The following is a 19,334-nucleotide window of genomic DNA, read 5'->3' on the forward strand; positions in this document are numbered from 1 at the left end:
CCAAAGAGATCATGCGCTGCCTGAAACGCTACATCGCCCGAGAGATCTTCAAGATCCTGACCAGGGCAAACACCCTCAGCGAGGAAGGCCTGCACGCAGCTTGACACGACATAGGAGCATCCCGAAGGTTCCGGACAGCGGATCCTGCGCAAACTCGGACTGACCTCGCGGGCGCGGGTGGCTGCCTGGGCGGCGGAGCACCTCGCCTCCTCATCCGCCATGCGCTGAGCGCCCAACGCGTTCATCCGCGCCGGTCATCGGCGCGGATGAACACTGCAAGGCTTGGCCTTTCGAGGGGAGCCGCGATCAGGGCAGGCGGTACTCCATGTGGCTGATGGCGTGGACGAAGTTGCCGACCAGCGGCTGCGGTTCACCGAAGGTGATGCCGGGGGCGCGGGTGAACAGCTGCTGGAAGATGTGGCGGAGCTGCATCTTGGCCAGGAAGTGGCCCATGCAGTAGTGGGGGCCGCCTCCGCCGAAGCCGACGTGCTTGTTGGGGGTGCGGGTGATGTCGAAGACCTCGGGGTCGTCGAAGACCGCGGCGTCGCGGTTGCCGGAGGAGTAGAAGATCGCCACCCATTCGCCCTTGCGGATCTCCTGGCCGCCCAGGACGGTGTCCTGGGTCGCGGTGCGGCGGAAGGTCATGACCGGGGTGACCCATCGCACGACCTCCTCGATGGCCGGGCCGATGCGGGCGTCGAAGTCCTCCAGCAGCAGGGCGAGCTGGTCGGGGTGGTCGGTGAACGCCTTGGCGCCCAGGGTGATGGTGTTGCGGGTGGTGTCGTTGCCCGCCACGGACAGCAGCACGAAGAAGGAGGCGATTTCGTCGTCGGTCAGTCTGACGCCGTCGATCTCGGCCTGCACGAGCTCGGTCCAGATGTCGTCGCGCGGATTGGCCCGGGTCAGCTCGGTGAACTCCATGCCCATGCCGAGCAGGCCGACGAGTCCCTCGGTGAGCAGTTCCGCGGGTGCGCGGCCTTGGGCGATCTCGGGGTCGTTCCAGCCGACCAGACTGTCGGTGAGGCGGGCGGCTTGCTCGCGTAGTTCCTCGGGGAGGCCGAGCATGTCGTAGATGGTGTTCATCGGCATCCGCATCGAGAACCGCTCCACGAAGTCGCCTTCGCGGGTCTGCAGCAGTTCGTCGACGAGCCGGGCGGCCCGGTCCTTGATCTGCTCCTCGATCTTGCGGATCTGGCGGGGGGTGAACGCGGAGTTCACCAGCCTGCGCAGGGACAGGTGCCGCTCGTCGTCCATGGCCAGGAACGAGCTGGCGGCCTCCAGGAACTCCTCGGGGACCTCTTCGAACTGCACGCCCTCCCCGGAGCAGAAGATCTCCGGGTGGGTGCTGACCTCGGCGATGAGCTCGTTGGTGGTGACGGCCCAGTATCCGTCGTTCTGGGGCGGCATGAGTTGCCCGGCCACCGGGGGCTGCCAGCTGACCGGGGCCTGCTCGCGGAGTTGCCGGAAGGTCGCTTCGCGTTCTTCGGCCGTCTTCGCCCAGAAGGACATGTCCGAGATGCAGATGGGGTGGTAGGGACGCTTGTCGATGGTGACGGACACGGTGTTTCCTCTCGTCAGAGGTTCGGGGTGGGGGAGAGCGGATCGAGCGGCAGGCCGATGCGCGTCAGGACTTCTCGATTCGCTCCGTGTAGCGGGTGCGGGCCGAAGCGTCGAAGTGCAGGAAGGTGTCGTAGGCGCCCATCTTGTGGTTGAACCAGTCGCGCAGGCGCCGGCCCAGGAACGGCTGGATCTTCAGGATCGGCGCCAGGATCTTGGGCACCACGACGTCCTTGCGGCGGTGTTCGATGGCCTCGGCGATGGCCGAGGCGACGTCTTCGGGCTCGACGGTGGGGATGAGCTTGAGCCCGGCGGTGCCCGCGATGAGATCGGTGTTGGTGAAGGAGGGCATCACGCAGGTGAAGTGCACTCCGGTCCCGGCGAATTCGACGCGCGCGGCTTCGGTGGCCTGGATGACGGCGGCCTTGGCGGCGCAGTAGACGATGCCGCCGGGGATCGGCGCGCGGCCCGCGGTGGAGGCGACATTGACGATGTGGCCGCGGCCGCGGGCGACCATCCCGGGGAGGGCCAGCCGCATGCCGGTGAGAGGACCGGTGACGTTGATCTGGAGCGAGCGCCGCTCCAATGCCGGGGACATCTCCAGGAACGCGCCGATCGGCATGATCCCGGCGTTGTTGACGAGGACGTCGATCTCGCCGTGCTTCTCGGCGCTCGCGCGCAGGAAGGCGGCGAAGGACTCCTCGTCCGTGACGTCCACGTGGAACGCGGCGACGTCGGCGCCGATCTTCTCGGCGGCCTGACGGGCGGCGGCCTCGTCGATGTCACCGATGGTGACCGCCGCGCCGCGCCGATGCAGCTCTTCCGCCGTGGCGAAGCCGATGCCCCGGGCCGCGCCGGTGATGACGACGTGACGTCCCTTGGTTCTGCTGTTCTCGGACATGCTGGGTGACTCCCGGAGGTGGGGTGGGTTTGCTCAGAGGTCGAGGACCAGGCGGCCGGAACGGCAACGTGAGACGCACGGCATGAAGTAACCCTCGTCGCGGTCTGAGTCTGTGAGGACGGAGTCCCGATGGTCCGGTTCGCCCTCGATGACCTTGGACTCACAGGTTCCGCACACACCCGAGGTGCAGGAACTGTCCAGGTCGATGCCGTGTTCGCGGGCGACGGCGAGCACGCTGGTTCCGGTGGGGACGTGCGCGGTGACTCCGGAGCGGCGGAACTCGACCTCGAACGCGGTGTCCGCGCTGTCGTCGAGGTCGGTGCGAGGGGTGAACCGTTCGGTGTGGAGGCTGCCGCCGGGCCAGGCCTGACAGTGCCGCTCCACCGCGGTCAGCAGGGATTCGGGGCCGCAGCAGTACACCAGGGTGCCGGGCAGGGGAGTGCCGAGCGCGGATTCCAGGTCGAGCAGGCCGGTCTCGTCCTCGGGTTGCAGCCGGACCCGGTCGCCGTGCCGGCTCAGTTCGTCGCGAAAGGCCATCGAAGCGAGGGTCCGCCCGCCGTAGAGCAGCCGCCACTCGGCGCTCTGCCGTTCGGCCGCCCGGATCATGGCCAGGATCGGGGTGATGCCGATGCCGCCGGCGATGAAGAGGTAGGACGGCGCGGGCTGGAGCTCGAAATGGTTGCGCGGCCGGGAGACGGCCACGACGTCTCCGACCCGGAGCCGTTCGTGGACGTACGCCGAACCGCCGGCGCTGTCGGGAGCGCGCAGGACGGCGATGCGATAGGTGTGCTCGTCCTCCGGGTCTCCGCACAAGGAGTACTGCCGCACCAGGCCGTCCAGGCGCAGGTCGATATGCGCCCCGGCCGTCCAGACGGGGAGTGGTGAACCGGAGGTCAGATCCACTGCGAGGACGCCGTCGGCCAGGGTCTCGAGCCGGGCCACGGTGAGCGTCAGGTCGCCGTTCCTGTCGCTCTCCAGGGCGCGCGGTGCTTGCAGGATCGTCACGGGGGGCCTCTTTCGGGGTAAGGATCCGGCACGTCGGTGCCGCCCGGCCCGCCAAACATAAGTCAACTTATGTTCGAGGGCAAGACCCGTCCCCCCTGCTGTGAGGCCTCCCTCGTCACAGGTCCCGTCGTTCCTCGATGTGCTCCAGGAGTCGGCGGAACGCCCAGTTCAGGTGATGGGGGTCGGTGGAGTCCCCTTCGAACTGCTCGAAGCCGACGAGCACGTAGAAGGCGGTGCGGGCGTAGCCGGTCGAGGTCTCCCGGTCTGAGAACAGCGCATCCATGGCGTGCTGTACGGCGTCCAGGCGCTCCCGGTCGACCAGTGCCTGTACCTCGGCCACCTGGGGGTCGATGAGACTCCAGGCGCGGATCGCGGCCTCGGCCCTGTGGGGCAGGCTCAGGGCCAGTTCGCGCAGCAGGTCCAGTGCTTTGGCCGGGTCGTTCGTCCGCGACGCGGCGGCCGCGAGCAGTGAGGTGCGCTCCTTGCGCCACTTGTCGAGCAGTTGGCCGGTGAAGTCCTGCCAGTTCTGGAAGTGGTTGTAGAACGAGCCGGTGGTGACCCCGAGGGCCTTGCAGAGGTTGGCCTGTTTGAGCGCCGGATAGCCCTCCTCGGCCAGTACCCGCATGGCGACGTCGAAGTAGTCGTTCTTGGTGGCCCGGGGTGCCATGGGGCTCCTTCGGCGTCGGGTTCCCCGCTCGACGGAGGGGATCGGTGGTGTGCTTCGTTGAGGGATTTTTCCACCCCCTTCCAACATAAGTTGACTTATGTTAGCGTCCGCGGTCGATGGAGGACGGGGCTCGCCGCATCGGCGTGTCCACCGGCTCCTCCCAGGAAACCGGAGGTCGAAGCCATGTCCTTGCAGAGTCGGGAAGAAGTGCGCACCTACCTGGGCGGCGTCTTCGAGACGGCCTTCGCCGACCCGGAGTTGGCGTCCAAGCTCAAGGAGACCGGGCTGGTGCTGCAGTTCGACTACAGCGACCCCGAGACGGTCATCACCGTCGACACCGCGTCCGGGTCCGTCGTGCTCGGCACGATCGACGGACGTTCCCCCGCGGCGACTCTGTCCATGACGGCCGGTGTCGCCAACCGTTACTGGCAGGGCAAGGTCAGTCTGCCGCTCGCGATGGCCAAGGGCCAGATCAAGGTCGCCGGCAACGTGGCCGGACTGCTCAAGATCGCGCCTCTCGGCAAGAAGCTCTACCCGATCTACGTCCAGAGGCTCAAGGACGACGGACGTGACGACCTGATCGCCGCCTGAACCGCCCTTTGCCAGAAAGGCCATCCATGTACCGTTCCTTAACAGTGTCCAGGAGTGACCCTGTGATCAGCGGCCTGCCCCGAACGGTGCTGGACAGGCTGATCCCCCGCGTTCACGCACCCGGCAGATGCACCGATCGTGTCCGTGTATCCGTTCGGGTGGGGCGGGTTCCCTCACGCTCCGAATCGCAGCGTTCGGCCTGGGCGGTCCGATGCCCCGCACCATCACTCCGGTGGTGCGGGGGCGGTGCCGTCCGACGCCGGGCGCCATGTCCCAGGGCGCGTCTGCCGATCACCAGGCTCGCGGCCTCGTGCCGGGTGGTCTCACGAGTGGTGGTGCTGGTGGGCTTCTGCCAGTACTTCGCTCCCCACACGCTGGTGTAGGCCGGATCCACCGCCACCAACGCCAGGTCGTGCTCGGCGGCCATCGGGGCTCATGCCGGGAGCGGAGCCCTCCGACGAACCGGCCGCCGAGCTCATCGCGTACATCCGCGAGAGGCTGGCGCTACAAGGCGCCCCGCAGCGTCGACTTCGTCGAAGACCTGCCCCGCACCCCCACCGGCAAGCTGGTCAAGCGCAAGCTCGTCGACCGTTACGGCCCGGACGGAGTGCCGAGGTGAGCACCGCTGCGGAGACCCCGGCCATCGAGATCGAGCTTCTCCCTGTAATACGAACACAGGCGGTGCGGCGTCGAATGCTCAGGAGCGGATTCTCGTACCGCTACGCCTGACCTTCAGCCACCCTCTCCCAAGAGATACGTAATCAAGTACATCAGCTGCAAGGCTGTCGTGCGGGTGCGCCGAAGGATCCTCACTACGAGAACCTGCCACCACACCGTCCGTGTTCATGCTGAGGCCTCTGCTGGCAGGGGAAGTTCATTCGACACGGCCTTCTGGAGAGCTTCAACAGTCGAAGCTCTCTAGAACCTCGGCAGGCCTTGGAGCGGGTGGTAAGGGGTCATGCCCGTGCCTGAGACGACGACCAGGGCCGTGGGGGCCGGGACCAGCTGCAGCCGTGAGTCGATGCGGCGCAGCGGGACGGTCGCCGACCTGCGCTCCGCTCCGGTGGCCGGGTCGAGGATCCGGAGCTTCATCGTGTCGAACCGCGCGGTCGCCATGATGACGTCCTGGCCGTCCACGGCGAGGGCCGAGACGGAGTCGCGGTCCTCCTTCGTCGCCCACAGGCGGCGGCCGTCGGCCAGGGCGTAGGCCGTGACCTGGTGCCGAGCCTTCTCGGTGCGGGTCGGGGTGATGACGGCGTCCCCGGTGACGGCGATCCGGAAGACCGGGATCGACCTGCCGGGCAGCACGGCGGAGGCGTCGATGGCCGCGGCCGGGATCGTCGCGGTGATCTTGCCCTCGGCGTTCACGGCGAGCAGCGAGGTCGTGCCGCGCTGGTCGGTCTCCCGGACGTGCAGAACGAGCGGGTCCGCCGAGATCAGGGCGACGTTGGCGTTGCCGACGGCCGGGATCCGCAGGGACCACTGTTCGCGTCCGGTCGCCGGGTCGAGCGCGCGGAGCACCTCTCTGGAGACCCCGTCCCGGTCGTTGCAGCGCTCCGCGGCGATCGCCAGGTTCGTCCCGCCGGCGATCCAGGAGTAGCGGCACACCGGGCTCTGCGGGACGCGTTTCCAGCGGGGCTTCCCGTCGCGGGCGCCGAGCGCCTGGAGCGTGCGCTGGGTGCGGATCATCGCGGTGTCGCCCGCGATGGCCAGCTTGTCGGCGTCGGTACCGCTCGACGCCTCTTCGGGCGGGATCGTCGCGTTCCACAGGCTCTTGCCGGTGGCCAGGTCGACGGCCGAGACGCGGGAGCACTGGGTGCTGGTCGTCTGCTCGGCGATCATCCCGATTCCGTCGACGGCGGTTCTGCTCATGCCGCACAGGACGTCGCGGCCGGGCAGAGTGGACTGCCAGCGCTGCCCGCCCGACCCGGCGTCGAAGGCGGTCAGCCCGTCGAACCTGGCCCTGACGACGAGCCCGCCGGACGTCCAGACGCCCTCGGTCTCGGCGTCGGAGACGGTGTCGGACGGCGACGTCCAGGTCACCTCCACGGAGCGTCCGTGCATGGCGTCGAACAGGACGGCGCCCGGGTAGATCCCGATGGCCGTGACCAGCACGCCCGCCAGGCAGCCGACCCGCCCGGCCTTGAGCAGCCCGTAGATCGACAGCGGGATGAGGGCCATGAGCGAGAACAGCGACAGGACGAAGATGGTGCCCCAGTTCTGTGGGCACGGCCCGCTGCTGATCCCCCGCGACGACGACCCGCACGAGCCGCCCGCCTCGGTTTCCAACACGATCCAGTCGCGCACCTGAAGGGTGAGCATCAACCCGACGCCGACGGCGGCGACCAGACCGATCACCAACCATTTGACGTTGACCGTCCCGCGCATCCGGCCGCTCCTCTCTACGAGCGACCGGAGTATCGCACGCCCCACCCGCCCTTCCGGACGAAGGAGATCAAATCGGGATCAGAGCGGGAGGTCTTCGCCGCGTTCGGCTTGGTCGCGGCGGAAGGGCGTTCAGCTCGCGAGCAGAGGGGCGGGTTGCGGCTGTGGCGCGTGTCCGCGTTCTCCCAGATCGATCTTGGTGTGGGATGGGACGTTCGCTCATGCCGATGGCCGGACGTTCCCCAGGATCGGCGGGACCATCAGAGCGTCCATGAGGGACGGTTCACATGCCGTCGACGGTCCTACCTTTCGCTTGACCGATGGCGCGCATGGATTCGCATCCTGATTTGAAGGTAAGTGTTGTGAGCCGGCGGGACAATGAAGGCAGCCAGTCATGGAACGCGAAGGGGGACCGCGGATTTTGTGGTCGCGATCAGGTCTTGAAAGGCCGTTGCCGTGGGCTGGTCAGCTCGGCGGAGACCCGCGGCAGTGGGTGCTGTCGGCCGACGATCCGGCGGCCCGCTGGGTGATCTTGACGGGGGTGCTCGGCCGCACCACCGAGGACCTCGACGTCGTTTCGGCCCACCGCGAGGCCCTCACGGATGTCGGTACCGCTGATCTGCTGGGCAGACTGCCTGACTGGGAGGGGGGCGACCGGTTGTCGGGCCACAACAGCCCGGCATTCGCGCCCAACCTTCTCAATCTCCTTGCGGACCTCGGCGTGCGAGGGGGCGAAGACGCCGGGATCGAGCGGCTGCTCGACCAGATGCTCGCCCACCAGGAGCCGACGGGCAGGTTCCCTTCCTTCGGCGCGCCGCGAGGAGGGGAGGCGCCGGTATGGGGAGCGCTGCTGTGCGACAGCCATGCGATCCTCGAGGTGCTGGTGCGGTACGGTCGCGCCGACGACCCCCGAACACGCGCCGGGCTGGACCGGCTTGCGGTGGACCTGGCCGATACCGCCCAGGGCCGCGCCTGGCCCTGCGTGCCGCATCCGGTCCATGGGTTTCGCGGCCCCGGCCGCAAGGGGGACTTCTGCCCCCAGGTGACCCTGCAGGGGTTGCGGGTGTTCGCCAGGCTCCCTGAGGACCAGCGGCCGCCCGAGTTGATCCGGGTCGCCCGGGTCGCGCTGCGGGCCTGGAGGATGCGGGGAACCGAGAAGCCTTACATGTTCGGCCACGGCAAGGCGTTCAAGACGGTCAAATGGCCGGTCACGTGGTACGGCGCGTATGCGATGCTCGACACTCTCGGCCGCTTCCCGGCACTGTGGCGAGGGGCCGCGGCGGAGGAGGAGGACCGCTCCGCGCTGGCCGAGCTCGCCGCCTGCCTGATCGCCTACAACGTGGGTGCGGGAGGAACGGTGGTTCCTCGTTCCGTCTACCAGGGCTGGGCCGGGTTCTCGTTCGGGCGCAAACGCGAGCCTTCACCGCTCGCGACCGCCTGGCTGCTGAAGGTCCTGTGCAGGCTCGACGACCTGGCCCCTGAAGCCGCCGCCGTCGACGTCCGCCGCCTGCCGAGCTCCAAAGGGGGAACCGGAACGGTGGTGCCTCCACCCGGATGACGGGCCGAACGACCGGCGCATGGCGCCCCACGGGGTCTCGTCGCCCGGGCTGCAGCAGCCGTGGAGCGGCAGGACAAGACCGAGCCCTACCGGGAGACCGGCCTCAAGATGAAGCACTCCGGATCCACCCAAAACGGGGCACATCAGTCGGCCAGATCGTGCCTGCCGACCTGCATCATGTGCTCTTGGGCATCTGCCAGCACCTTGGCCAGACCAGCCAGCGAACGCTCGATCTCAGCGGGGTCGCTGACCAGCTTTGACAGACGGTATCCGTTCGCCTCGAAGGTCACCTTCACGAGGCTGACAGGTCCGGTTTTGGCGGCCACCGCCGGCGCCACCCTTCCGGAGCTCAAGGAGCGGATGGGGCATTCCAGTGATCGCGCGGCGATGATCTACCTTCATGCCACCCAGGAGCGTCACCAGGAGATCGCCGACACCCTCAGCGCCATGACCAGGGCGCAGCTCAAGGGCACGGCGGAAAAGCCATCGGGCACGCGGCGGGCACGCAGGGGAAGAAAGCAGTCCTGACATGACGAAGGCCCAGGCAGAGTTTCTCTCCCTGACCTGGGCCTTCGTCGGCTGTACCCCCAACGGGAAGCGCTCCGCACGGCTGCACGCTCACGGTGTCGGCCGTGTTCCCGTCCACCGCTTACACGACGGGCGGTCCCCTTCGGAAGATCGTCGAACCGTGTCTCTCTCAACACCCGTGCCCGTCGGACGGCGGTGACGGGGCCGCCCTCAGCCCGCTACCACCAGCAGTCGTACTGCCTGATCGCGGCGCCCTTCGTGGTGAGGCCGCCGTAGTCGGGGGCCAGGCACTTGCCGGTCGAGGCGTTGCGCAGGACGTATCCCGTCGTCTTGCTGCCCGCCTTGAGCACGAGGGTCACCGGGTAGATCTTGTAGTGCTGCTCGTCGGGGCCGCAGTGCCAGTTGATGACCTTGGTGCCCGAGCTCTTGCTCCAGCCGTCCACGGCCATGCACCTGTTGGACCAGTCACTGTAGATCTGGTACTGGCCGCTGCTCTTGTGCAGGGTCTCCCATCGCTGCTGATCGGTCTTCTGGCAGCTCTGCTGGACCAGCGGGGTGCCGGCGGCCTTGCTTCCGCCGGAGATGTCGGCGCACAGGCTGCTGTAGGAGTTGACCAGCCTGCGCTCGCCGTCGAACCTCCAGATCCGGTAATCCTTGCCGTAGTCCTTCTTGGGCGGCGTCCCGCCGGCGACCTTGGTGATGAACGGCGGCGCGGAGGCGTTGGGGCAGTGGTCGGCCAGCTCGCTCGCGGTCAGCGCACGGGTGTAGCCCTTGAAGACCGGGGACCGGGTGTTGTCCGGGCTGGTGACGTAGTCGGTGGCCGTCTCGTTCCTGTTCCCGTCATAGGAGGCCTTGACCGTGACGTGGGACCGGTAGAGGGGGTCCTGCACCTCGATCCATCCCACGGAGTACGCCGGGACCGTGGTGCTGTGCGTCTCGGAGTAGCTCTTGGTCCAGCTCCACGACCAGCCGATCTTCGCGCCCATCTGCTGCTCGTACTGGGTGCCGATCGCGCCGGACTTGTGCTTGAGGCCGAAGTCCAGGCCCACGCTGAAGCTCGTGCTCTGGGAGTGGCCCTTGCTGAAGCTCACGGAGCCGCTCGTCTCGCACTGCACGTGCCAGTCGGTCTTGCGCTCGGGCGTGCTCCAGACCTGCTTCGGCTGGTCATTGATCGTGATGACGCATTCGGGGTCCTCGTAGATGTAGTCGCCCTGCTGGACGTTCCTGGGATCCATGCAGTCGGCGATCACGTCGGCGGGGCCCGCGGAAGCGGGTCCCTGCACGGCGATCACGGTGGGAGCGGCCACCGCCAGGGGCAGCAGAACCCTCAATGCTCTCCGGACAACTGCGTTCACGTGGAGAACCTTTCCTCGGCCTGAAGGGTCGCCGCAGCCTAGGAATCACACGGAACCGTCCGGTGTACGAAAGGCGGCCTCCTTGTTGATCAAGAATGTTTTTCACCTTTCGCGCACGACACCTGATGTTCGCCTGAAGTTATTTCTGACAGCAGAGGCGTCGGTCGTCGTTCACTTGACGACCACGCCGCAATGCCCGGCCCGGCGAGCGGGGCGGAAAGCGGACCGGCGACCCGGGTCAGCGGCAGGTCCAGAGGACGGCCGTGTAGGGGGCCCCTCAGGCGGTCGCCAGCGGGTACGGTCTTCCATCGGCGTCGATGAGCCTGGCCACGGTGGGGGCGCCCGAAGGAGCCTCGCCGTAGGCCCAGACCGATCAAGGAAGGAAGATCATGTGTCATCATCTCATCCGCCGGAATTCGGGTGTGTTCAGCGAACGGCCCTGTTTCGAATCCAGTGGTAGCGGAACGTAGTCATCCCTCTGCTCCGATTCCTGTCGAGGTCGGCATGTAGCGCTGGTTGGCCGCTCTACATGACCACTGGATATAAGGCGGGGCCGTTCGCTGAACACGCACTCAGCCCGTTCTCTGGGAATGCGGATCAGGCCGCTGTGGCCGAGCTTGATCCGGATCTGCGAGTTGTTCCTTGGCAGAGACGCTCTCGTGACGTCCTGAGAGAATAATCTGGTCTCGGCCAGGCGGACAGGAGATCTTGATGTGCCCTGCGGGATGCCGGCACTCCGAGCTCCTGCACATCGAGGCGGAAGGCTGCCGAGCGGCCGGATGCGGGTGCATCTACGGGCTGGTCCCCGGATCGAGGCTGATGGGCGCTGTGCGGTGTTGTGGCTTCTTGCGGGGCTCGATCGCCGGTTGCGGGAGACTCTGAGCCGCGATGGAGACGGCGGGAGGCCGGGAAGGACGGGGGCGGCTGTGGCGGGCGCGCGGGTGAGGTCGGAGCGTGAGCCGGGGCGTCCGCGCGAGGCGAGGGTGGACGTGGCCGCGCTGGCCGCGGCCCGTGAACTGGTCTGTGAGCTCGGCTATGCCGACACCACGATCGACGGGATCGCCCGCCGGGCAGGGGTCAGCCGGACCGCCATCTATCGTCGCTGGCCGTCCAAGGCGCTGATCGTGCACGCGGCCGTGTTCCCCGCCTCCGATCTGCGGCTGCATCTGACCGTCACCGGAGATCTGGCCGCTGATCTGCGGGCGCTGGTGTTCGGGCTGGCTGCTTTGTTCGAGCGCCGGGAGGTCCTGGCCGCCATGCCGGGGCTGATGGCGGACGCGGTGGCCGACGCCCGGTTGCGGGAGGCGTTTCAAGCCGGCCTCGAGTCGGCCGTGCGGGACGAGTTGAGCGGAATGTTGTCGGACGCCGTCGCGCGTGGGGAGGCTCGTGAGGACGTCTCGGCCGAGACGCTCCTCCACCTCGTGACCGGCACGATGCTCTTCCGCGTCGCCGTTCGTGGGCTGGACTCCCTGGAGGAGCTGGCGTCGGAGCTCACCATGATCCTCCAGCGGGCCTGCCTGCTCTGACGCGGTTCCTCCGCTTCCATCGCTTTCGAGTGATTGACATCACAGCCAATTACGCTACATCATGACTCGAAATATTCCGTCCAGGAGGCGATGCCCAGTGGATCTGCGCACGAGTGCGGTGTTCAAGGACTTGATCGGCGAGCTGACCGCCATCCAGGAACGACTCCTCAACGACCCCGGCCTGGATGAGAAGAGCCTGCTCGAAGGCCACAAATGGATCTTCTCGGTGCTGCGGACCGGCCTGGAGACCCAGGTGTGGGCAGACCCGGACGCGCCGCGGTTCGTCGACATCGTCGGCCCGCATCACAAGTGGGGCGGCGACAACGCCGACGCGTTCTACCAGTTCGCCCCGCTCGACCCGTCCCGGACCTATCGGGTGCGCGGCCTGCGCGGCGACGCCGTCTACCTCTCCCTCACCGTCTACGGAGGCCCGAACGACGGGCGTTACTCGGACCGGATCGTCGCCATCGCCAACGACCGGAGCATCCCCTTCGCCGACGACGGCGCCTTCGAGTTCACCATGGGGCCGGGTGAGGACACCGACCTGAGGCTGGAGCCCGACGCCGTGTGCGCGATCACGCGCGACTATCTCGCCGACCCCAGGACCGGCCGCCGCGCCGAGTGGAGCATCGAGTGCCTCGACCCGGCCCCCGGTCCGCGCCGCGACGACGACGCCGACCTGGCCCGCCGGTTCCAGGCGGCGCTGACCTGGCTGCGCGAGCAGTCCGCGCTGATCCTTCCCCTCGAGGACGACAACCGCGTCGATGACCCCTACCCCGTCCCCGAGCACACGATCGGGTGGGCGGCGGGCGACGCCGCCTACGCGATGGGCTGCTTCTCGCTGCGGCCCGACGAGGCGCTGATCATCGAGGGCCGTTCACCCGGGTGCGCCTTCTGGAACCTGTGCTTGTGGAACCCGTTCCTGCACACCTATGACTACGACCGCGAGCGGGTGACCATCAACGGCCACCAGGTGGCGTACGAGGACGACGGCTCCTGGCGCATCGTCGTCTCCGCGGCCGACCCCGGCCACCCCAACTGGGTCTCCACCTCCGGGCATGAGAAGGGGCGCCTCTGGTTCCGCTGGTTCCTCCCGGACCGGACGCCCGACCGGCCGACCGCCCGCGTCGTGCCGATCTCCGCGGAGGCGGTGAGATGACCGACAGCGTGCATCTCGACGACCTGGCCGAGCCGCGCTTCCCCGCCGAGGCGCAGACGGTCCTCGACATGATGGCGGGGATGGCCGACGGCTGCCCGCTGGAGCCCACGGCGCTGATGGAGGCCGCCGCCGCGCAGAGCGGCGGGCTGACGGACTTCGGCGACCCGCCCTTCCTGGACAACCTCGACCTGTTGTGCCGGTCGCTTCGCGAGGAGGCCGGACTCGGCCCGCACGGGCGGACGGCCGTGCACATCCAGTTCGTCCAACTGCTGAAGAACCGGCTCCTGGTCGAGGACCTGCTCCGACGGCATCCGGAGATCCGCGACATCCCGATCACGGCACCGATCGTCATCGCCGGGATGCCGCGCACCGGTACCACTCACCTGCAGAACCTGATCGCCGCGGACCCCGCGATCCGATCGCTGCCCTACTGGGAGGCGGTCGAGCCCGTTCCCCCGCCGGGAGAGGAGGGGATCGAGCCGCGCATCGCGCGTACGACGGCCGCACTCGACTTCGCGCACACGGCGATGCCGCACTTCCGGCGGATGTTCGACCTGGCGCCGACGAACGCGCACGAGGAGATCGATCTGCTGGCCATGACGTTCGCCTCGGCCTACTTCGAGACCCAGGCGCTCATCCCGTCCTACCGGGACTGGTACACCTCGGCCGACCAGACCCCGGCGTACGCCTATCTCAAGACGCTCCTGCAGGTGCTCACCTGGTCGCGGCCGGGCCCGGAACGATGGGTTCTGAAGTCCCCGCAGCATCTGGAGCAGTTCGGCCCCCTGCTGAAGGTCTTCCCGGACGCGGTCGTCGTGGTCACACATCGCGACCCCGTCGCGATCACCGCCTCGATGACCACGATGATCTGCTACGCCCTGCGCATGAGCACCGCGCCGATCGACCCGCACAAGGTCGGACGCTACTGGGCGTCCCGCACCGAGGACCTGCTCACCGGCTGCCTGCGCGACCGGGCCCTGGTCCCCGCCGACCAGTCGATCGACGTGCTCTTCCACGAGTTCATGGCCGACGACGTGGCCACGGTACGGCGTATCTACGAGGTCGCCGGGCAACCGTTCACCGCAGAGACGCAGGCCGCCATGGCCACCTACATGGCCGAGCACGGCCGAGGCCGCCACGGCACCGTCGCCTACCGGCTCGACGACCTCGGCCTCGACCCCGCCGAGCGGCGCAGCGCGCTGGCCCACTACGCCGCCCGGTTCGGCACACGGGAGGAGACGGCGCACTGACCTGGCGGTTCTCAGCCGGTCGCCTGGGTCGGCGATTCGATGCCCTCGGCGATGGACGGAACCTCATCGAGGAGAAGGCGACTCTCTTGTTCCCGCCGGTGAACGGGTGCGAGGTGATGAGGGAGTGCGGCTGCCTTCTCCGCCAGAGCCGGGTAGGGGTCCAAGCCGAAGGGCGTCGTGGACGGCCGTGCGGCAGTCGATGCGACCAGCCCGAATTCAGCAGGTTCAGGTGTCGCGGGCGGTCTCGTCGGCCGGCACGAGCCCGTGGGCGAGTTCACGGCGTTGCCGGTACTCCTGCAGTGCGTGATCAGGATCGCGTTCTTGGACTGGTGTTCGGCTGCGGCCGCCTCGTCGAGCCAGGCGTCCAGGCCCTCGGGAAGGCGTGCTGCGAAGGCCACGGGAAACTCCTCACTCGTGCGATGGTCTGGTATCACGAGTGGTGCCAAGCCTGATTTCATGACGAGGGGTTCCGGCTGGAGGTGGTCTACGACCAGACCGCCGGCACGATGAATGCCGGATCACCCCGACCCCGAAGGCGGTCCCGCCCAGTACCGGTCTGCCCGGGGAGTCATCGAAACCGGAAGCGCAGGGGCGAAATCCTGGGAAGCAGAAAGATCGGGATCATTCGATCCCGATCTTGCAGCCATTCGGCCAGTACCCCCAACCGGATGCCGGCCAGGTGGCTGCAACCTTGCACGACGCATGCCACCATCGGTTCGCCCCACGTTCGTTCTCATGTAGGCGCAGAACTCGCGCCGTGTGGCTTCTGATGACATGACATGTCCACGAGGTTGCGGCGCTCGTTTCGGCAGCGCCGCCGGACCTGATCGCAGCGGCGGATCGGCGCGCCAGGCGGAGGATGGAAGAGGTCGGGCTGGCGCCGCATCCGGAGAAGACCAGGATCGTCTACTGTCAGGATGGGAAGAGGCGTGGCTCGTACGAACACACCCCGTTCACATTCCTGGGGTTCACGTTCCGGGCCCGGGGAGCGCGGGACAAGAACGGGAGAATGTTCACCTCGATCCTGCCCGCGATCAGCAAGGACGCCCTGAAGAGGCTCAACGCGGAAGTGAATTCCTGGCGGCTGAACCACTGCACGAGCCTGTCCGAAGCGGACCTCGCCCGCGGGATAAATCCGGTGGTGCGCGGTTGGATGAACTATTACGGCGCCTCCTACAGGCCGGCGCTATATCCCCTCCTGGCGCGCATCAACGCCTACCTGACGCGCTGGCTCCGCGAGAAATTCAAACGACTTCAGGGGCGCAGAAAGGCACAGACTGCGGGGTGTTGGCGGAGCGCGCGAGGTCCACTCGCAGCCCGGTCGCGGTGCTCGCGTCCGGCACGGTGTACCAGTCATTCGGGAACGGCAGCAGGCAGGCCGCCGGATCCACCGGATCGCAGACGACAGGGTCCCCGCAGGCGCGGCGGAGGCCGCAACCGGAACCAGAAGGCTCGCCGCGACGAGAACGAGCACGGCAGCGCTCCGTCCGGACACCCGCCACCTCCGCGTCCTGGAACTCCTTCACGCGCTGCCGCACCATCCCTGCCGCCGACGCCGCGGTCAAGACCCAGAACGGGGAAGAAGCGAAGAGCGGTAGAGCGCGGGCGGCCGGGTGGTCTCTTACGCCCGGGGCGCGATCCTCTGGCACACGACCCGGTAGCGCAGGTGGGTCGCGTGCGGAGTGATCCGGGTGTCGAGGCATTCGAAAACGTGCCGGTCGGCTCCGGTGAACAGCCGAGTGCCGGAGCCGAGGGTGAACGGCGCCAGCTGAAGGCGGAGTTCGTCCACGAGCTCCGCCTTCAGCGCCTGCCGGGTGACGTCGGCGCCCATGATGATCACGTGTTTCTCGCCCGCCGCCGCGTGAGCCCGCCGGACAGCCGCGGCAAGGTCGCCGACGAAGGAGAACGAGGCGCTCCTCATCTCGAGGTCGTCGCGCGTGCGGTGGGTGACGACGAAGGACGGCACCGGGTAGGGCGTGTCGTTCCACTGGTCGAGGCCGACGTCGAACGTGCGGCGGCCGAGGACCACCGCGCCGACCGCGGCGAACGTGTCGAAGATGATCTCGCGGTCGGCGGGCGAGGGGTCGAAGATCCAGTCATGCAGTCGTTCACCGCCCGCTCCCATCGGCAGTTCTCTGCTGATGTCCGGCCCGGCCATGAAGCCGTCAAGCGAGATCGTCACGTGTGCGTACAGCATCGGGATCCCCCTTCAGGGTGAGTGCGGTGAGGATGAGCGCCGCGGTGAGCGCGTAGGCGGCGGGGTAGCCGGTCAGGCCCGCCATGACGCCGAGGGCCGCCGACCCGATGCCCATCCCGGCGTCGAAGGCGAGGTTCCACAGGGCGCTGACGGCTCCGTAGCCGGAGGCGTCGACCCGGGAGAGCATCAGGGTGTAGGTGGCCGTCTGGGCGAATCCGAAGCCGGTGCCGAGAAGGGCCGCGGCGACCAGCGGCGCGGGCCCGAGCAGGGCGGTTCCCGCGGCGCAGACCACCAGGGCGGGCACCACCAACCGGGACGGCCCGTGCCGGTCCGCCAGCCGCCCGCCCCACCAGCGGCTCACGGTCATCGTGAGCGCCTGGAACAGCAGAGCCGACGGAGCGGCCCCGCCCGCCGTGATCGGCAGGAACGTGATCGCCGCCCCGGCCGCCATGGCCGTCACGCCGAACATCACCGAGGGCCTGACCAGGCCCGGGCTCCGCAGTCCGGCCAGTATCCCGGCCGGGTCGCCGGTGCCGCGGTCGGGCAGCGCGGGCAGGCAGAAGAGCCCGGCCATCGCGGACAGACCACCGATCACGAAGACCGGGGTGAAGCCGACCGCGTGGGCCAGCCAGACGCCGAGCGGCAGGGCCAGCACCGCCGGGACCGCCGCGACGACTCCGGCCACCCCCAGGCCCTCTCCGCGACGCCCCTCAGGCACGAGCAGCGGGACCAGCGCCCCGCCGACCACGACCACGAGGCCCGTTCCGAGGCCGCGCGCGAACGACACCCCGCCGACCAGGGCGGCGGAGGCGCCGAGCGGGAGGATCAGAGAGGGCAGACCGAGCAGCAGCAGCCCGGCGCCGAGCACGTTCCGGTGGCCGAAGCGGTCCGTCAGCGCGGGGGTGAGGAGTTCGCCGACGACCGTCGCGGCCAGCAGCAGCGCGTTGGCCGCCCCTGCCTCCGCCCTGCCCGCACCGCTGCCGGCGACGTAGAGCGGCACCACCGAAAGCAGCAGGTAGAAGCCGGTCAGCGCTCCGAAAGTCATAGTGAACAACAGGGCGAGCTGTCCGCTCACCAGACGCGATCGGGTCATGCGGGAACCGTAGAGGCGGGGATCGGCCTCCGCTAAGGTCCAATTTCGTGTCCATCGAGTGGGCCGGTTGGTCGCCGGAGCTGCTGGTGCGGCTGGATCGCGCGGGGCCGCTGCGCGTCCAGCTGGAGTCCGCGCTGCGGGAGGCGATCCGGTCGGGACGGCTGTCGCCCGGCGAACGCCTGCCGTCATCGCGGGCGATGGCAGCTCGGCTCGGCGTCTCCCGAGGACTCGTGCAGGAGGCGTTCGACCAGCTCAAGGCCGAGGGATATCTGACCACCCGGACAGGCTCCGCTACCCGGGTGGCGGCGCTGATGGTCCCGCCCATGGCGCCCACCGCCCGGTTCGAGCCCCCGGATCCGCCGATGCTCGCCGATTTCCGGACCGGCGTTCCCGATCTGGCCTCGTTCCCGCGCGCCGACTGGGCGTGGGCGCAGCGCGAGGCGGCCCGGACGGTCCGCACCGCCGATCTGGGGTACGGCGATCCGCGCGGCGCCCACGGGCTCCGCGAGGTGCTGGCGGGGTATCTGCGGAGGGTGCGCGGCGCCGCCGCCGACCCCGGCGACCTCGTGATCTGCGGCGGCTTCGCGCAGGGACTGATCCTCGCGCTGCGGGCGGCCGGGGTCCGCAGAGTGGCAGTCGAGGACCCCGGGTACAGCGCAGAACTGCTGGAGGCCGTCGCCTGGATCGGCATGGAGACGGTGCCCGTGCCGGTCGACGAGGAGGGCGTCGACGTCGGGGCCCTGCTCGCCTCGGGCGCGGACGCGGCCGTCCTCACCCCGGCCCACCAGTGGCCGACGGGGGTGGTGCTGTCCCCCGCCCGGCGACGGGCGCTCGCCGCGACGGACCTGCTGCTCGTCGAAGACGACTACGATGCCGAGTTCCGTTACGATCGCGACCCCGTCGGCGTGCTCCAGGGCTTGGCCGCCGACCGCGTCCTGCTGATGGGCACGGTCTCCAAGTCACTCGCCCCAGCGGTGCGGCTCGGCTGGATCCTCTGCCCGCCCGCCCTGACCGGGGCCGTCGCCCGGCAAAAGGCGGTCGTCGACCGGGGCTCGCCGCACCTGGACCAGTTGGCGCTGGCCGCGCTGCTCCGCTCCGGCCGCTACGACCGTCATCTGCGGCGGATGCGCACCCTGTACGCGGCCCGCCGAGACGCCCTGGTCTCCTCACTCGCCCAGCACGCGCCGCAGGTCCGCCTGTCGGGGCTGGCGGCGGGTTTCCACGCCGTCGCGCACCTGCCCGCACACCTGTCCGAGGGGGAGGTCATCGCCGCCGCCCGCGAGCGGGGCGTCGCGTTGTACGGCATGAGCACGCACCGCTCGGGCGGCGCCGCGGCCCCGCCACGGCTCGTCCTGGGTTTCGGGAACCTCCCGGAACAAGCGATCCGCGAGGCCGTGCCGTTGATCGCCCCGCTCTTGCGCTGAGGCCCCGGAGCACGGCACGGGGGCGTGAGAGAGGTTCGGGGACCGGGCGAGCATCGTCTTGGCGGCCACGTACGGGGAGGAAGGGCCTGCTCCGGGAGCCATCTCCCAGACCGGGCTCTTCACGCTACCCATGAGGTG

18 protein-coding genes are annotated in these 19,334 nt (G+C 68.8%); 7 read left to right on the forward strand and 11 right to left on the reverse strand.

Going from position 1 to position 19,334, the window contains the following annotated elements; all coding sequences use genetic code 11:
* Positions 1-306: 306 nt before the first annotated feature.
* From ABGB12_RS34075 to ABGB12_RS34090, 4 genes are all read right to left on the reverse strand, one after another.
* Positions 307-1,560 (reverse strand): cytochrome P450, encoded by a 1,254-nt coding sequence (locus tag ABGB12_RS34075; RefSeq protein WP_347684516.1) that lies wholly within the window; start codon positions 1,558-1,560, stop codon positions 307-309.
* Between the two features lie 64 nt (positions 1,561-1,624).
* Entirely contained in the window at positions 1,625-2,458 is an 834-nt protein-coding gene (locus ABGB12_RS34080; RefSeq protein ID WP_347684518.1) for an SDR family oxidoreductase, read from the reverse strand.
* Between the two features lie 33 nt (positions 2,459-2,491).
* Positions 2,492-3,463 carry a PDR/VanB family oxidoreductase gene (locus ABGB12_RS34085; RefSeq protein ID WP_347684520.1) on the reverse strand — a complete coding sequence of 324 codons (972 nt, stop codon included), beginning with the start codon at positions 3,461-3,463 and terminating at the stop codon, positions 2,492-2,494.
* 115 nt (positions 3,464-3,578) lie between these two features.
* A complete protein-coding gene (locus ABGB12_RS34090) occupies positions 3,579-4,130 on the reverse strand; it encodes a helix-turn-helix domain-containing protein (protein ID WP_347684522.1) in 552 nt (183 codons plus the stop codon).
* Positions 4,131-4,313: 183 nt separating this feature from the next.
* Between ABGB12_RS34090 and ABGB12_RS34095 the strand changes: the two genes are divergently transcribed.
* Entirely contained in the window at positions 4,314-4,721 is a 408-nt protein-coding gene (locus tag ABGB12_RS34095; protein ID WP_347684524.1) for an SCP2 sterol-binding domain-containing protein, read from the forward strand.
* Positions 4,722-4,833: 112 nt separating this feature from the next.
* Here ABGB12_RS34095 and ABGB12_RS34100 read toward each other — a convergent pair whose 3' ends face one another.
* Both ABGB12_RS34100 and ABGB12_RS34105 read right to left on the reverse strand, forming a co-directional pair.
* Positions 4,834-5,148: a hypothetical protein gene (locus ABGB12_RS34100; protein WP_347684526.1), complete on the reverse strand. Its 315-nt coding sequence runs from the start codon at positions 5,146-5,148 to the stop codon at positions 4,834-4,836.
* A gap of 491 nt (positions 5,149-5,639) precedes the next feature.
* A complete protein-coding gene (locus ABGB12_RS34105; RefSeq protein WP_347684527.1) occupies positions 5,640-7,109 on the reverse strand; it encodes a PQQ-binding-like beta-propeller repeat protein in 1,470 nt (489 codons plus the stop codon).
* A gap of 448 nt (positions 7,110-7,557) precedes the next feature.
* Between ABGB12_RS34105 and ABGB12_RS34110 the strand changes: the two genes are divergently transcribed.
* Positions 7,558-8,664: a hypothetical protein gene (locus tag ABGB12_RS34110; protein WP_347684529.1), complete on the forward strand. Its 1,107-nt coding sequence runs from the start codon at positions 7,558-7,560 to the stop codon at positions 8,662-8,664.
* A gap of 143 nt (positions 8,665-8,807) precedes the next feature.
* Here ABGB12_RS34110 and ABGB12_RS34115 read toward each other — a convergent pair whose 3' ends face one another.
* Positions 8,808-8,954: a hypothetical protein gene (locus ABGB12_RS34115; protein ID WP_347684531.1), complete on the reverse strand. Its 147-nt coding sequence runs from the start codon at positions 8,952-8,954 to the stop codon at positions 8,808-8,810.
* 25 nt (positions 8,955-8,979) lie between these two features.
* Here ABGB12_RS34115 and ABGB12_RS34120 point away from each other — a divergent pair, with 25 nt between their 5' ends.
* Positions 8,980-9,192 (forward strand): hypothetical protein, encoded by a 213-nt coding sequence (locus tag ABGB12_RS34120; RefSeq protein WP_347684533.1) that lies wholly within the window; start codon positions 8,980-8,982, stop codon positions 9,190-9,192.
* 218 nt (positions 9,193-9,410) lie between these two features.
* Here ABGB12_RS34120 and ABGB12_RS34125 read toward each other — a convergent pair whose 3' ends face one another.
* Complete coding sequence (locus ABGB12_RS34125) at positions 9,411-10,547, reverse strand: RICIN domain-containing protein (protein WP_347684535.1); 1,137 nt, start codon at positions 10,545-10,547, stop codon at positions 9,411-9,413.
* 941 nt (positions 10,548-11,488) lie between these two features.
* Here ABGB12_RS34125 and ABGB12_RS34130 point away from each other — a divergent pair.
* The 3 genes from ABGB12_RS34130 to ABGB12_RS34140 all read left to right on the forward strand — a co-directional run bounded on the left by ABGB12_RS34130 (position 11,489) and on the right by ABGB12_RS34140 (position 14,482).
* The gene (locus ABGB12_RS34130) at positions 11,489-12,073 is read left to right on the forward strand and encodes a TetR/AcrR family transcriptional regulator (protein WP_347684537.1); all 585 of its coding nucleotides are present in this window, start codon (positions 11,489-11,491) and stop codon (positions 12,071-12,073) included.
* A 97-nt stretch (positions 12,074-12,170) separates the two neighbouring features.
* A complete protein-coding gene (locus ABGB12_RS34135) occupies positions 12,171-13,232 on the forward strand; it encodes a DUF1214 domain-containing protein (RefSeq protein WP_347684539.1) in 1,062 nt (353 codons plus the stop codon).
* Positions 13,229-14,482 (forward strand): sulfotransferase, encoded by a 1,254-nt coding sequence (locus ABGB12_RS34140; protein WP_347684541.1) that lies wholly within the window; start codon positions 13,229-13,231, stop codon positions 14,480-14,482. The genes ABGB12_RS34135 and ABGB12_RS34140 overlap by 4 nt, the downstream gene beginning before the upstream one ends.
* Before the next feature lie 11 nt (positions 14,483-14,493).
* Here the strand turns inward: ABGB12_RS34140 and ABGB12_RS34145 are convergent, their stop codons facing one another.
* The 3 genes from ABGB12_RS34145 to ABGB12_RS34155 all read right to left on the reverse strand — a co-directional run bounded on the left by ABGB12_RS34145 (position 14,494) and on the right by ABGB12_RS34155 (position 17,772).
* Positions 14,494-14,880, reverse strand: coding sequence for a hypothetical protein (locus ABGB12_RS34145; protein ID WP_347684543.1), 387 nt, complete (start codon positions 14,878-14,880; stop codon positions 14,494-14,496).
* 1,223 nt (positions 14,881-16,103) lie between these two features.
* On the reverse strand, positions 16,104-16,679 hold the full coding sequence (locus ABGB12_RS34150) for a dihydrofolate reductase family protein (protein ID WP_347684545.1): 576 nt from the start codon (positions 16,677-16,679) through the stop codon (positions 16,104-16,106).
* The gene (locus ABGB12_RS34155; RefSeq protein WP_347684547.1) at positions 16,648-17,772 is read right to left on the reverse strand and encodes an MFS transporter; all 1,125 of its coding nucleotides are present in this window, start codon (positions 17,770-17,772) and stop codon (positions 16,648-16,650) included. Before ABGB12_RS34155 ends, ABGB12_RS34150 begins: the two co-directional genes overlap by 32 nt.
* Positions 17,773-17,819: 47 nt before the next feature.
* Here ABGB12_RS34155 and ABGB12_RS34160 point away from each other — a divergent pair, with 47 nt between their 5' ends.
* Positions 17,820-19,196: a PLP-dependent aminotransferase family protein gene (locus ABGB12_RS34160; RefSeq protein ID WP_347684549.1), complete on the forward strand. Its 1,377-nt coding sequence runs from the start codon at positions 17,820-17,822 to the stop codon at positions 19,194-19,196.
* Positions 19,197-19,334 lie beyond the last annotated feature (138 nt).

It is taken from the genome of Actinocorallia sp. B10E7 (genome assembly GCF_039871655.1).
In the GTDB taxonomy this organism is placed as follows: Bacteria; Actinomycetota; Actinomycetes; order Streptosporangiales; family Streptosporangiaceae; genus Actinocorallia.